The sequence below is a fragment of the Halobacillus hunanensis genome, assembly GCF_900166655.1.
Lineage (GTDB): Bacteria > Bacillota > Bacilli > Bacillales > Halobacillaceae > Halobacillus_A > Halobacillus_A hunanensis.
Genome location: NZ_FVZB01000007.1, coordinates 696,547 through 711,079 on the forward strand (window position 1 = coordinate 696,547; position 14,533 = coordinate 711,079).

At 42.5% G+C, this 14,533-nt stretch carries 15 protein-coding genes; all 15 read left to right on the top strand.

All coding sequences use genetic code 11. The annotated features are described in order from the left end of the window. Positions 1-74 precede the first annotated feature (74 nt). The 15 genes from dprA (at position 75) to B5354_RS16240 (ending at position 14,528) form a co-directional block, all read left to right on the top strand. Positions 75-956 carry a DNA-processing protein DprA gene (gene dprA / locus B5354_RS16170; protein WP_079529834.1) on the top strand — a complete coding sequence of 294 codons (882 nt, stop codon included), beginning with the start codon at positions 75-77 and terminating at the stop codon, positions 954-956. 156 nt (positions 957-1,112) lie between these two features. Beyond that, the gene (gene topA / locus B5354_RS16175; protein ID WP_079529835.1) at positions 1,113-3,188 is read left to right on the top strand and encodes a type I DNA topoisomerase; all 2,076 of its coding nucleotides are present in this window, start codon (positions 1,113-1,115) and stop codon (positions 3,186-3,188) included. Positions 3,189-3,494: 306 nt separating this feature from the next. Then, positions 3,495-4,403 carry a tyrosine recombinase XerC gene (gene xerC, locus B5354_RS16180; RefSeq protein WP_079529836.1) on the top strand — a complete coding sequence of 303 codons (909 nt, stop codon included), beginning with the start codon at positions 3,495-3,497 and terminating at the stop codon, positions 4,401-4,403. 13 nt (positions 4,404-4,416) lie between these two features. Further along, positions 4,417-4,962, top strand: coding sequence for an ATP-dependent protease subunit HslV (gene hslV, locus B5354_RS16185; protein WP_079529837.1), 546 nt, complete (start codon positions 4,417-4,419; stop codon positions 4,960-4,962). A 12-nt stretch (positions 4,963-4,974) separates the two neighbouring features. Next, a complete protein-coding gene (gene hslU, locus B5354_RS16190) occupies positions 4,975-6,372 on the top strand; it encodes an ATP-dependent protease ATPase subunit HslU (RefSeq protein WP_079529838.1) in 1,398 nt (465 codons plus the stop codon). Positions 6,373-6,397: 25 nt separating this feature from the next. Further along, on the top strand, positions 6,398-7,177 hold the full coding sequence (gene codY / locus B5354_RS16195) for a GTP-sensing pleiotropic transcriptional regulator CodY (protein WP_079529839.1): 780 nt from the start codon (positions 6,398-6,400) through the stop codon (positions 7,175-7,177). A 367-nt stretch (positions 7,178-7,544) separates the two neighbouring features. Continuing rightward, positions 7,545-7,937: a flagellar basal body rod protein FlgB gene (gene flgB / locus B5354_RS16200; protein ID WP_079529840.1), complete on the top strand. Its 393-nt coding sequence runs from the start codon at positions 7,545-7,547 to the stop codon at positions 7,935-7,937. A gap of 3 nt (positions 7,938-7,940) precedes the next feature. Then, positions 7,941-8,396: a flagellar basal body rod protein FlgC gene (gene flgC, locus B5354_RS16205; protein ID WP_079529841.1), complete on the top strand. Its 456-nt coding sequence runs from the start codon at positions 7,941-7,943 to the stop codon at positions 8,394-8,396. Between the two features lie 15 nt (positions 8,397-8,411). Beyond that, positions 8,412-8,720: a flagellar hook-basal body complex protein FliE gene (fliE, locus tag B5354_RS16210; protein ID WP_079529842.1), complete on the top strand. Its 309-nt coding sequence runs from the start codon at positions 8,412-8,414 to the stop codon at positions 8,718-8,720. A gap of 63 nt (positions 8,721-8,783) precedes the next feature. Beyond that, positions 8,784-10,382, top strand: coding sequence for a flagellar basal-body MS-ring/collar protein FliF (gene fliF / locus B5354_RS16215; protein WP_079529843.1), 1,599 nt, complete (start codon positions 8,784-8,786; stop codon positions 10,380-10,382). Positions 10,383-10,394: 12 nt separating this feature from the next. Continuing rightward, on the top strand, positions 10,395-11,408 hold the full coding sequence (gene fliG, locus B5354_RS16220) for a flagellar motor switch protein FliG (RefSeq protein WP_079529844.1): 1,014 nt from the start codon (positions 10,395-10,397) through the stop codon (positions 11,406-11,408). After that, positions 11,401-12,153: a flagellar assembly protein FliH gene (gene fliH, locus B5354_RS16225; protein ID WP_176142515.1), complete on the top strand. Its 753-nt coding sequence runs from the start codon at positions 11,401-11,403 to the stop codon at positions 12,151-12,153. Before fliG ends, fliH begins: the two co-directional genes overlap by 8 nt. Beyond that, a complete protein-coding gene (fliI, locus tag B5354_RS16230; protein ID WP_176142516.1) occupies positions 12,146-13,453 on the top strand; it encodes a flagellar protein export ATPase FliI in 1,308 nt (435 codons plus the stop codon). The genes fliH and fliI overlap by 8 nt, the downstream gene beginning before the upstream one ends. A 12-nt stretch (positions 13,454-13,465) precedes the next feature. After that, positions 13,466-13,915: a flagellar export protein FliJ gene (gene fliJ / locus B5354_RS16235; RefSeq protein WP_079529847.1), complete on the top strand. Its 450-nt coding sequence runs from the start codon at positions 13,466-13,468 to the stop codon at positions 13,913-13,915. A 4-nt stretch (positions 13,916-13,919) separates the two neighbouring features. Then, the gene (locus tag B5354_RS16240; protein WP_176142517.1) at positions 13,920-14,528 is read left to right on the top strand and encodes a MotE family protein; all 609 of its coding nucleotides are present in this window, start codon (positions 13,920-13,922) and stop codon (positions 14,526-14,528) included. Positions 14,529-14,533 lie beyond the last annotated feature (5 nt).

Below are 14,533 nucleotides of genomic sequence, written 5' to 3' on the forward strand. Positions count from 1 at the left end.
CCAATATTGGGGAGGACTGCGCTCATACGGCGCAGTTCTTCTTTATCCTATTAACATAAGAAAGAGGCTGATCGATGAACACGTTTAGGCAGCGCTTAATCCATTTACATGACTGTCCGTATGTATCACGTACATTACTAAGGGCCTGGTTGAAGAAAGACCCCAGCCTTTCATATCTCCCGAATATTTCCCCTAAAGAAATAGCCACTTCATTTCATCTATCACACGAAACAGCCCGTTCGATTTACAATCACATTCATGATTCAACTATAATGAAGAAACTCGACATAAATGAACAAACATACAATTGTGTGACGTATTTTGACGAAGCGTATCCTGCTTTATTAAAAATTATTCCTGACCCCCCGCTTGTCCTTTATATAAGGGGCGACTTGGCGCTGCTGCACCATCCATTAACTCTCAGTGTAGTCGGGACGCGAACCCCATCGAAATATGCCTTTCCAGCCATGGAGCAAATCCTGCTTCCACTCATCCAATCTAATTTCTGTATCGTAAGCGGAATGGCAGTTGGGGTAGACCAACATGCTCATCGTTTAGCCCTCCAGCATAAGGGCAGCACTATAGCTGTGATGGGCTCTGGTTTTGAACATCCCTACCCTCGAAACAATCCAGCATTATTTACTCATTTGTGCGAACGCCAGCTGGTTATTAGCGAATATCCTCCTTCTCAACCACCCAGAAAGTTTCATTTTCCTGAACGAAATCGAATTATCTCCGGACTATCTGAGGCGACGCTTGTGATTGAAGCAAGATTAAAAAGCGGGTCACTTATTACTGTAGATCAGGCTCTTGAACAAGGGCGGGAAGTTTTGTCACTGCCGGGACCGATCGGAAGCAAAACAAGTGAAGGTTGCCACGCGATCATTAAAGAAGGAGCGCGGTTGGTCCAAAGCCATCAGGATGTTCTGTCAGCATATAGGGAAAATTTTAATTAATTTCCTGATAATTGCATTTTGACAAAGGTTCACTCCCCTTGAAAAAGTAAAAATTAAAACGATGAAGTTTGACAAACGGTTTCATTGTATTTAATAATAGGGAAGATTTATAAAACGAAAAGCAAACAGAAATACACCTCTATGGGAGGAACCTAAATGGCAGACTATCTTGTAATTGTTGAATCACCCGCAAAAGCAAAAACAATTGAACGTTATCTCGGAAAAAAATATAAAGTAAAGGCTTCACTTGGACACGTACGTGACCTTCCCAGAAGTCAGATGGGTGTAAATGTAGAAGAAGAATTTGAACCTAAATATATTACGATTCGCGGCAAAGGGCCTGTATTAAAAGAATTAAAAGCAGCAGCTAAGAAAGCCAAACGCGTATATCTGGCAGCCGACCCCGATCGTGAAGGGGAAGCTATCGCCTGGCATCTCGCACATAGCTTGGACATTGATGATCAATCAAAATGCCGTGTCGTATTTAATGAAATCACAAAGGAAGCAATTAAAGACTCGTTTAAACAACCGCGATCGATTGATTCTGATTTAGTTGATGCCCAGCAGGCAAGGCGTATTTTAGACCGGCTCGTCGGGTACAACATCAGTCCTATTTTGTGGAAAAAAGTTAAAAAAGGCCTGAGTGCAGGACGTGTGCAATCCGTAGCTGTGAAGATTATTATCGATCGTGAGAATGAAATTAAACAATTCAAACCCGAAGAGTACTGGACGATCGAAGCGGATTTCCTTAAAGGCAAAGAAACCTTTGAAGGAGCATTTTACGGGGTAGACGGTAAAAAGAAAGAATTGAAAACGAAAGAGGATGTAGAAGCGATCCAGAAGAAGCTCAACGGTGATGAGTACTCGATTGAGAAAGTCAATAAGCGGGAACGTAAACGAAATCCTTCCTTACCCTTCACTACATCATCTCTCCAACAGGAAGCAGCGAGAAAGCTGAATTTTAGAGCTAAAAAGACTATGATGCTTGCTCAGCAGCTTTATGAAGGGATTGATCTTGGCGGCAAGCAAGGTACAGCAGGTTTAATTACCTACATGCGTACAGACTCAACCAGGCTATCAAATACAGCGAAGGAAGAAGCAAAGGATTACATTGAATCCACTTTTGGCAAAGAATTTTTAGGAAAAGGGAAAGCTTCTAAAAAACAGGAAGGGGCACAGGATGCTCACGAAGCAATTCGTCCTACAAGTGCTTCCCGAGACCCTAAATCAATGAAGAGTGCATTATCAAGAGACCAGCATCGTCTCTATAAACTCATTTGGGATCGGTTTATCTCAAGTCAAATGGCGCCGGCTATTCTTGACACTATGACCGTTCATTTGCTGAATCAAGGGGTCGAATTCAGAGCGACTGGCTCAAAAGTTAAATTCAAAGGATTTATGAAAGTCTATATTGAAGGCAATGATGATAATAAAAAAGAGAAAGATAAAATGCTTCCGGACCTGGAAGAAGGAATGACGGTAAAAGCGAAAGAAATTAAACCGAACCAGCACTTCACTCAGCCGCCGCCGCGGTATACAGAAGCTCGTTTAGTAAAGACCTTAGAGGAGCTTGGTATTGGCCGTCCATCCACTTACGCTCCGACGCTTGATGTCATCCAGCGGCGCGGTTATGTGGCCCTTGATAATAAACGATTCATTCCTACAGAACTCGGCGAGATTGTTTTGGAACAGCTCAAACAATATTTCCCGGAAATAATTGATGCCGGTTTTACGAAAGAAATGGAAGATGATCTTGACTCCATCGAAGAAGGAAAAAATAATTGGGTGTCGGTCATCGCCGAGTTTTACCAAGGTTTTGAACCAAGATTGGAAAAGGCAGAAAAAGAGATGGAAGAGATTGAGATTAAAGACGAACCTGCAGGAATAGATTGTGAGAAGTGCGGGCATGAAATGGTTTATAAAATGGGCCGGTACGGAAAGTTTTTAGCCTGCTCTAACTTTCCGGATTGCCGAAATACGAAGCCAATTCTTAAGACGGTTGGCGTTACTTGTCCTAAATGTAACGAAGGAGAGGTCGTAGAAAGAAAGAGCAAGAAGAATCGTAAATTTTATGGATGTGATCGGTACCCAGAATGCGACTTTATTTCCTGGGATAAGCCGATTTCAAGACCTTGTCCGCGATGTGAATCTTTACTCGTTGAAAAACGCTCTAAAAAAGGAACACAAATTCAATGTACGGAATGTGACTACAAAGAGCAGCCACAATCTTAACTTAATGACCCGCTTTTCGTTCAAATAAGAGCCAGCAGCTGGAATTCCAGCTGCTGGCTTTGTTTTTTTTAGGTTATGAATTGACACAAGCATTAGAGACAGCTATAATTACGGTTTGGTAAGTATGTTTACTTGACAGCTTAATGGGTTATTTTAATAAGTAGGCTTACATAAAATGATTCCTTGGTATGGCCGTTAAAATAAAAATGTTGGAAACAATTCAGAATTTTGTTACAGTTTTATTAAAGCCATTGAGATTCATAGGATAGTTGTGGTAAAATTTAAGCGCCTTTGCGGGGGTGAATCATGGCAGAACTGACTAGATTTAAACAATTATTTTTAGAATATCTCCAAATTGAAAAGAATGCATCGCCATTGACAGTAAGACATTATGGTGATGATATAACAGCTTTTTTTGTTTTTATGGAGTCAGAATCAATCAAGTCTTTAGAGGAAGTGGATTACTCGGTGATTCGGGTGTATCTTACAAAGCTTTTTGAGGAAAATATGGCGCGGAAAAGTATGGCAAGGAAAATTTCTTCGCTCCGCAGTTTTTGTCGGTTTTTAGAACGGGAAGAGATTATGAAACATAATCCATTTATAAACGTACGGTTACCTAAGAGTGAACAGCGGATCCCGGAGTTTTTCTATGAAGAAGAACTAAATCAGTTGTTTTCAGTAAGTGACTGCTCAACACCTTTGGGGCAGAGAAACCAGGCTATTCTTGAGCTGCTATATGGTACAGGAATCCGGGTAAGCGAATGTGTGCAGCTAGAAGAGTCTCATATCGACTTCTCGCTCTCCACTTTGCTCGTGTATGGAAAAGGCAGAAAAGAAAGGTATGTACCATTTGGTCAATTTGCAGAGAGAGCTTTGCGAAACTACCTTGACCATGCCCGGCCTCAGCTACTTAAAAAACAATCCCAGCCGGTGCAGAAGTTGTTCGTAAACGCAAAAGGCGGACCTCTTACCGCACGGGGGGTACGCTTAATTCTGGATAAGATGGTAAAAAAGGCAGCTTTAACTGTAGAGATCCATCCCCATAAGTTAAGACACTCCTTCGCGACTCATTTATTAAATGCAGGAGCTGACTTACGCTCCGTTCAGGAGTTGCTAGGGCATGAGCACTTATCGTCAACACAGATTTACACTCATGTAACGAAAGATAGGCTTCGGCAGGTGTATATGAACAGCCATCCCCGGGCCAATAAGTAACGAGGTGATGTTAGTGGACCAACAATTTCATGCGACGACAATTTTTGCTGTACAGCACAACGGAACATGTGCTATGAGTGGCGACGGTCAAGTGACGCTTGGGAATCAGGTTGTGATGAAGCATAAAGCTGTCAAAGTCCGCAAACTTTTTAATGACCAAGTCTTAGCAGGGTTTGCAGGATCTGTTGCGGACGCCTTTACTCTATTTGAAAAGTTTGAAGCAAAGCTCGAAACCTACGATGGAAATTTGGCGCGTGCGTCCGTCGAACTAGCAAAAGAATGGCGCAGTGACAAAGTGCTAAGAAAACTTGAAGCAATGCTGATTGTAATGGATAAAGGTAAAATGTTTCTCGTATCAGGAACAGGGGAAGTAATAGAACCGGATGACGGCATATTGGCAATTGGCTCAGGCGGTAATTTTGCTTTAAGTGCCGGCCGTGCTTTAAAAAGGTATGCACCAGATCAATCTGCTAGGCAAATTGCGCAGGCGGCTCTTGAAATCGCTGGTGAAATCTGTGTGTTTACGAATGATCAGATAACCCTTGAAGTTTTGGAATAGGAGGCTGATGAAATGTCTTTAGATTTAACGCCTAAACAAATTGTGGAGCGGCTCGATCAATATATCATCGGTCAAACGAATGCGAAGAAATCTGTAGCTGTTGCATTGCGAAACCGTTACAGAAGGATGAAGTTAACCGATGACATAAAAGAAGAGGTTGTACCTAAAAACATCCTTATGATGGGCCCTACCGGTGTCGGGAAAACAGAGGTTGCCCGCCGTCTGGCAAAGCTTGTCGGAGCCCCGTTTGTAAAAGTTGAAGCGACGAAGTTTACGGAGGTAGGCTACGTGGGACGTGATGTAGAATCCATGGTTCGGGACTTAGTGGAAATGGCTGTTCGGATGGTGAAAGAGGAAAAGATTGAATCAGTTCGGGAAACGGCAGAAGAACAGGCGAATAAGCGGCTGATCAAGCTGCTGGTCCCGTCTAAAGAAAAACAGTCATCCAATTTTAAAAATCCTTTAGAAATGTTGTTTCAGCAAGGTAATCAGCAGCAAACCGATTCCACTTCTGATCAGGAAGAAACAGAAATCAAAAACAAACGCAAGCGGATTAAGCATCAACTTGAACTGGGCGAACTTGAAGATCATATGGTGACGATTGAAGTCGAAGAATCTCAATCGTCCATGTTTGACATGCTGCAAGGTTCGGGAATGGAACAGATGGGTATGAACATGCAGGATGCTTTCAGCCAGTTCATGCCGAAGAAGAAAAAGAAACGTAAGCTTCCAGTAAGTGAAGCGCGAAAAGTACTTACTCAAGAAGAAGCCCAAAAACTCGTTGATATGGACGAAGTTGGACAGATGGCTGTGGAGAAAGTTGAGCAGTCAGGCATTATTTTTATTGACGAAATTGATAAAGTGGCGGCCAAAGGGGATAACCAGGCGAATGTATCGCGAGAAGGCGTACAGCGGGATATCCTTCCCATCGTTGAAGGTTCTACCATCGTTACAAAGTACGGTCCTGTGTCTACAGACCACATTTTGTTTGTAGCAGCCGGCGCTTTTCATATGGCAAAACCTTCAGATTTAATCCCGGAACTGCAGGGGCGCTTTCCGATCCGGGTGGAATTAAATAAACTAACAATAGAAGATTTTCGAAGCATCTTAGTAGAACCTTCCAATGCTCTGTTAAAGCAATATAAGGCACTTTTAGAAACTGAAGGTATAAAGGTCGAATTTTCTGACGATGCTATTACTAGAATTGCTGAAATTGCCTATGAAGTGAATCAGGAAACGGACAATATCGGAGCCAGACGCCTGCATACGATCTTAGAGAAGTTATTAGAAGATTTATCATTTGAAGCGCCTGATGTCACACTGGAAACCATAGACATAACCCCTCAATATGTAGACAGCAAACTATCTACTATTGTTAAAAATAAAGATTTAAGCAGGTTTATACTGTAATGAATTTACTCAAGGAGGAACAATAATGGAATTATTAAATCGTGCAAGAAGAATTAATGCAATGCTGCAAAAAACAACAGGGAAATCGGTGGACTTTAATGATATGTCTGCTACATTAAGAGATGTTATCGAGGCGAACACTTTTGTTGTCAGCCGACGAGGTAAACTGCTTGGATTTGCCATTAAGCAAGAAATAGAAAATGAGCGTATGCAGGCGATGTTGACTGAACGTCAATTTCCTCAGGAATACACACAAAATCTTTTTAATGTCCAGGAAACGACTCCTAACCTTGACATGAATAGCGAATACACAGCTTTCCCTGTGGAGAACAGAGAGTTATTTGAAGATGGCCTTACTACAATTGTACCGATCATTGGCGGTGGTCAACGCTTAGGAACATTGATTTTAAGCCGTCTCAACAGCAGTTTTGAGGAAGATGATCTTTTATTAGCCGAATATGGAGCTACTGTAGTTGGTATGGAAATTCTTCACGAGAAAACAGAAGAAATTGAGCAGGAAGCACGTAGCAAAGCCGTAGTACAAATGGCGATCAGTTCATTGTCCTACAGTGAACTTGAAGCTATCGAGCACATTTTTGAAGAGTTAGAAGGTAATGAAGGATTACTAGTAGCCAGTAAGATTGCAGACCGTGTTGGTATTACCCGTTCTGTTATCGTTAACGCTTTGCGTAAACTCGAAAGTGCAGGTGTAATTGAATCACGTTCACTGGGAATGAAAGGTACGTACATTAAAGTTCTTAATAACAATTTCTTAGTAGAACTTCAAAAACTTCGCTCAAATTAATAGAAACTTAGAAAAAGCCGCTGCCATTAAATTGGCAGCGGCTTTTTTTGTGTGAGGTTTAAGGCCTATAATAATTACAATTTATAACAAAAAGTATACACAAAAGTTATAGAAAGTGCTCCTTTTGTAGGCATTTTTTAAAGGAATTATAAATGTAATTTATTTTATCAATTAAATGTGTAATAATGTTCATTATAGTAGATTATTCGACAAGTGGTAACAATTACCGCAGAATTCGATCATATGTAATAAGAGAGAAGAACTATTTATGTTCATGATCAAAAGGGTTCGGGTTCAAAATGTACTAATATTTATATTGTATATAGAACCTATCCATGCCATTAGTATTGATAGGAGGTCATAAAGATTGAAACTGTTTAGTGAAACATTTACCCTTCTTGAAAACTCTCTAAACTACACAACTGAAAAAAATAGAGCGATTTCTAACAATATCGCTAATGTGGACACACCTGGCTATAAAGCGAAGGATGTTGTCTTTAAGCATGTGTTAGAAGGGGAAATGAACAGCTTAGAGGCAAAACGGACAAACTCCCGCCACATCCCATTTTCTAATGAGGGAAACAGTCCGTACAAAACGGTGATGAAGCAGGGCACTACGTATAATCACAACGGAAATAATGTGGATATTGATAAAGAAATGAATGAACTTGTGAAAAATCAAATTCTCTATCAAGCTCTAGTTGACCGCATGGGTGGAAAGTTTAGGAGTCTTGAAAATGTGCTTAAAGGAGGAAATTAATCCATGAGTATTTTTCATGCGATAAATACGAGCGCGAGTGCATTAACAGCTCAGCGATTAAGGATGGATATTTCTTCTTCGAACATAGCCAATGCGAATTCGACAAGAGCGACCATCAATGAAAATGGCGAGTGGGAACCTTACAGAAGAAAAATGGTTGTATTCGAACCGAAAGACAATTCGTTTCAATCCTATTTAAATACAGCGGCTAATCGTTCGAGCTCACCCGGAGAAGGCGTTAAAGTATCCGCAATCGCAGAGGATGAGGAACCATTTAAACGAATGTATAACCCGTCACACCCAGATGCAAATGAGAATGGCTATGTTCTGCTTCCGAATGTGGATCCTTTACAGGAAATGGTCGATCTTATGAGCGCAACACGTTCATACGAAGCTAATGTGACAGCAATTAACGCCACCAAAGGCATGTTAATGAAAGCCCTGGAAATTGGTAAGTAACAAGGAGGAATACATATGGTAAACGGTGTGCCCGTTACTAATGATCCATTCATTAAACCGATACAGTCTCAAACTTCAAAACCAGTCTCCACTGGTGAAGCGCATGAGGCATTCGCTAGCAGCTTGAAACAAGCTATTAATACAGTGAATGAGGCTCAAATTGCCTCAGATGCGAAGACAAAGGCCCTGGCACGCGGGGAAGTAAACGATTTGCATGACGTCATGATCGCCTCACAAAAAGCGAGTATTACGATGCAGACTACCATTGAAATTCGCAATAAAGTTATTGATGCTTATAAAGAAATGATGAGAATGCAAGTCTGATTGTACTCTCACCATTCGTTATCATACATATTCTCTTAACTTGTTCGTTTTATGGGGGCAATTATGAAAGAAAAAATAATAGTTTTTAAGAATAAAATAACTGCCTATTGGAGGGAAAGATCTTCGAAGCAAAAAGGGTTGTTTATTGGGGCAGCAGCAGGAATTATTCTGTTGCTGAGTATAGCCAGCTTTCTAGCGGCGCAGACCAATATGGTGCCACTCTATCGGGATTTGTCACTTCAGGAAGTAGGCCAAGTAAAAGCGGAGCTGGATACACGCGGCGTTCCTTATGAACTGGATCAAGGGGGAACAACGATCTCTGTTCCTGCAGAGCAGGCTGATTCATTGCTGGTAGATCTGGCAGCTGCAGGCTTGCCTGACAGCGGTAATATTGACTACAGCTTTTTCAGCGGAAATGTCTCGTGGGGCATGACAGATAATGAGTTTGATGTTATCAAACTTGATGCGATGCAAACAGAGCTCGCCAACTTAATGACAGAGATCACGGGAATTGAAGATGCCAAAGTGATGATTAATATACCGGAGGAACAAGTGTTTTTGTCTGAATCCACTCAGGATGCCTCTGCATCTGTAGTGCTTAACGTACAGCCAGGTTATGAACTCCAGCCGAACCAGGTGGAAGCCTTGTATAACTTAGCATCAAAATCGGTGCCCAATCTCTCTAAAGATAATATCGTCATTATGGATCAGAACTTTAATTATTTTGACTTGAATGAAAATCAAATGGATAGCGGCGCAGATACCTATACATATCAACAAACGATTAAAGAGGATATTGAGCGGGATATTCAGCAGCGCGTGCAAAAGATGCTCGGTATGATGATCGGGCACAATAAAGTGGTAGCCACAGTCACAGCAGATATTGATTTCACAAAAGAGAATCGAGTGGAAGAGTTAGTAGAGCCCGTTGATCCTGAAAGTATGGAAGGTTTGCCTGTCAGTGTGGAGCGAATTGAAGAAACTTACACTGGGGGTGCTCCTGCAGGTGGTGTTCCAGGAGCTGGTGAAGGCGAGGTTCCTAATTATCCAGCTGGAACCGAAGGAGATAGCGGCGACTACGAAATGACGAAAGAAACGATCAACAATGAGTTCAATCGAATTCGACGGGAAGTCGTTGAAAGTCCATACAAAGTTCGTGATTTAGGCATACAGGTCGCCATTGATAATACGAAGGATGCAAACGATGACGGTGAAGTACAGCAGCTTACTCAACAGGAACAGCAAACAGTACAAGAGAGTGTTCAGTCGATTCTGAGCTCCATGATTACCACGTCTATTAACGGAAGTTATGGCGAAGTCAATCCTGAGGAAAAAGTATCGATTGTCTTCCAGGAGTTTAGCGGTGAACCAGAATTTCCTGCAGAAACTACAGGAATTCCTCTTTGGATGTATCTCGTTGGAGGTGGACTTCTTCTTGTGATTCTTGTGCTGATTTTGATGCTGTTCAAGCGTAAGCGTAAGGTTGTAGAGGAAGAAGAAACAGTATTTGAAGAACCGGCTGTCCAACAGCCAGTCAGCATACCAGACATAGAAGAAAATGAAACGGAGTCGTCGGTCAGACGCAAACAGCTTGAACGTATGGCTAAAGAAAAGCCTGAGGAGTTTGCCAAGCTGCTTCGTTCATGGATTGCTGAAGATTAAGGAGGTCCTAATATGGCCTATCAGGCATCAAGGTTAACAGGAAAGCAAAAAGCAGCAGTGCTGTTAATCTCTCTCGGTCCAGATGTTGCTGCACAAATCTATAAACATTTGACAGAAGAAGAAATGGAAAAACTAACATTGGAGATTTCCTCTGTTCAGAAAGTAGATACAGCTCAAAAGGAAGAGGTGCTGGATCAATTCCACCAGATCGCCCTGGCACAGGATTATATTTCCCAAGGGGGAATTGGTTATGCGAAAACGGTCCTGGAGAAGGCGCTCGGCGAACAGGAGGCCTCCAATATAATCGGTCGTCTGACATCTTCATTGCAGGTCAAGCCTTTTGATTTCGCGAGACGAGCCGATCCTAATCAGATTTTAAATTTTATTCAAAATGAGCATCCGCAAACGATTGCACTTATTTTATCGTACTTGGATGCAGCACAGTCAGGACAAATTCTGTCAGAACTGCCTCAAGAGTTACAAGCGGACGTGGCACGAAGGATTGCAACAATGGATTCGACTTCGCCGGAAATCATCAACCAAATTGAAAGTATTCTTGAGAAGAAGCTTTCCGCAACTGTGACACAGGACTATACAGAAACTGGTGGAGTCCAGGCGGTAGTAGAAGTGTTAAATGGAGTGGATCGCAGTACTGAACGAACGATTCTTGATGCGCTGGAAATCCAAGATCCTGAGTTGGCAGAAGAAATCAAGAAACGAATGTTTGTCTTTGAAGATATTGTGACATTGGATAACCGTGCTATACAGCGTGTTATACGCGAAGTGGACAATGATGATCTGCGCTTGTCCTTGAAAGTATCCAGTGATGAAGTAAAAGCACTCGTGTTTACGAACATGTCTGAACGGATGGCTGAGACTTTTAAAGAAGAAATGGAAATTATGGGGCCAGTGCGGCTGCGTGATGTAGAAGAGGCACAAACACGTGTAGTCGGCACCATTAGGCGTCTTGAGGAAGTAGGAGAGATCGTGGTGGCACGCGGTGGGGGAGATGACATTATTGTCTAATCAGAATTCATGGCAAAAGCGTGTCATTGGGTTAAAGCCCGTAACGATTCAAAAACGCCAGCACGAAAAGGAAGCTTCCGAGCAACAGAGTAATGACGAAGCAAATCGGTTCTTAGCGGAAGCAGAACAAGAGCTGGCTATGGCAAAGCAGGAGGCGCAAAGCCAATTAAAAGCAGTCGAACAAGAGATTTCAGCGCAGCGAAATGCCTGGCAGGAGGAAAAGGAATCATTAGTTCAGGAAGCCTATCAGGAAGGTTTTGATAAAGGGGTTCGTGACGGACAATCACAAGGGTATCAGGAGTTTTCAGAACAGCTCACTCAGATCAATCACATTCTGACTCTGGCGCAAAAGGACTATGCGAGTACAGTCTCGGCTAGTGAAGAAATGATTTTAGAGCTTGCCGTCAACAGTACTGAAAAAATTATCAATCAACAGTTAAAGGATGATCCTGAAAGCTTTTTACCGGTCGTTAAGAAGGCGATTGAGGAAGTTCAAGATCATCCGGAAATTTTCGTGTACGTCCACCCGAATGATTATGAACTGATTCATTCCCAAAAAAGTGAATTAGTGTCTATAACTAGCTTTAAGGCCACATTGACTATTTATATTGATGAGTCGCTGGAACGGTTTAGCTGTATGGTTGAATCACCATTTGGCCGGGTGGAAGCAGGGATTGACCATCAGCTCACCCAGCTTCGTGAAAAGCTTCATCAGCTTGTGCAAGAGGAGAAGAATGATGAATAAACAGGTATATCTTGATGCGATCAAACGGATGGATACATACAAACGATATGGAAAAGTTCATCGGGTAATCGGATTGATGATTGAATCGAAAGGTCCGGAAGCTTCGATTGGCGATCTTTGTTATATTCATACATCTTCCTTTGATTCTAAAAAAATAGCAGCAGAAGTTGTAGGGTTTAATCATGAAAAAGTATTGCTGATGCCTTTTCGTGAAATTCGTGAAATTGGTCCAGGGAGCTTAGTAGAAGCAACAGGAGAGCCGCTTCAAATTAAAGCAGGTCTTGGGCTGATCGGAAACGTTCTGGATGCGATGGGACATCCGTTAGATCAGACGATGTTACCAAAAGGGTTAAAAACTTACCCAACCGAACAACACCCGCCAAACCCGTTGTCACGTCCGACGATCAAAGAGCCGATTCAAGTAGGTGTAAGGGCGATCGATTCGCTCCTGACGGTAGGGAAAGGCCAGAGGGTTGGTATTTTTGCCGGCAGCGGGGTAGGTAAGAGTACACTGCTCGGGATGATATCAAGGAATAGTGCTGCTGATATTAATGTAATTGCCCTAATTGGCGAACGTGGCCGAGAAGTACGTGAATTTATTGAGAACGACCTTGGAGAAGAAGGCTTGAAGCGATCGGTTGTCATTGTAGCTACGTCTGATCAGCCGGCGCTGATGCGGGTGAAGGGAGCCTATACTGCAACGGCGATCAGCGAATACTTCCGGGACCTTGGCTATAACGTTAACTTAATGATGGATTCCGTTACACGTTTTGCGATGGCGCAGCGGGAGATTGGTTTAGCTACTGGCGAGCCACCCACGACGAAGGGGTACACACCTTCTGTTTTCGCTATGCTGCCAAAGCTTCTGGAGCGCACGGGGACAAGCAGTCTAGGAACAATTACGGCTTTTTACACCGTACTCGTCGATGGAGATGACCTCAATGAACCGATTTCAGATACAGTTCGAGGGATTCTGGATGGTCACTTTGTGCTGGATAGGAAGCTGGCAGAACAGGGTCAGTTTCCTGCGATTAATATACTAAAATCTATCAGCCGGGTCATGAATCAAATTGCTTCCCCTTCCCATAAGCAAGCGGCTGAACGATTGCGGGCGCTGCTGGCAACGTATGAGGAAAATAACGAACTGATTCAAATTGGTGCTTATAAAAAAGGAAGCAGCCGTGAAGTTGATGAAGCCATCCATTACCATCCCTCTCTCATTCGTTTCTTAAAGCAAGGGGTTCATGAGCGATCGAGTTTTGAACAGTCCATTGAATCACTTGAAAAGCTGTTTACATAGGAGTGTAGATGAATGACAAACGTTCAAGCCTTTCATAAGATCAAGCAGTTACGCGAACGAGACAAAAAGGAAAAGCAAAAGTTGTATCAGGAGCAAATGGATGCCTTTGAATCCGTAGCTACCAGATTATATGAGAAATTGAAAAAACGGGAAGCAGCTGAGCAAAGTTTTCATGAAAGTCTTACTCATTCTAAGGTTAAGGCACATTCCTTCATATACCACCGACGCTATATTGACCAGCTTGACAGTGAAATCATGCAGCTCCAACCGCAAGTGCAGCAAGCAAGAACGCAAATGGAGAATGCTCAAGCACACCTTTCCTCAGCCCACATTGAAGTGAAAAAATTTGAGAAGCTGATCGATAACAAACTGGCACGACACGGACAATGGCTGAAGGAAGAAGAAACGAAGCAAATGGATGAATTATCAACCAGGCAATATTTAAATGAGAAAAACAGGTGATTACATGGCAAACAAAATGAAGCATGATCAGGAGAAAGGCAGTAAACTCCAATGGTTTTTCTTCGTTCTCGTTGTCCCTGCACTATTTGCATTAACCCTTACCGTTGTTGTGTTAACCATCATGGGTGTCAATGTAGTGGAAAAGGCAGAAAGCTATGCCAATCAAATCCCAGGATTGTCAACGTTCGTATCGACGGCGGATGAGAGTCAGAATACGAGACAAACGGAACAGTTTGAAACGGTTATTGCTGAGCACAATGAGAAAATCGACCAGCTTCAGCAGCAGGTCGAGGACAAGCAGCTAACGATTGATGAATTACATCAACAAATTGAACAACTTGAGACAGATCTTGAGTCGGCATTAGCTGCTTCTGATGAACAACAAACAGAAGATTCCTCCGCTGGCTCTGACCCAATGAAAGAAATGGCCGTTTCCTTTGAGGAAATGGATGAAGAGAAAGCAGCTCCCATTATTGAAAATATGGATCAGGATTTAGCTGTCCAGCTCCTGGCAGAGGTGGCAAGCAGCCAGCGAGGAGCGATTCTTGGGGCGATGACACCGGAAGCAGCCGCTAAGATTGCAAGTTTACTAACTGGTGCAGCTGCCAATTAACTAGT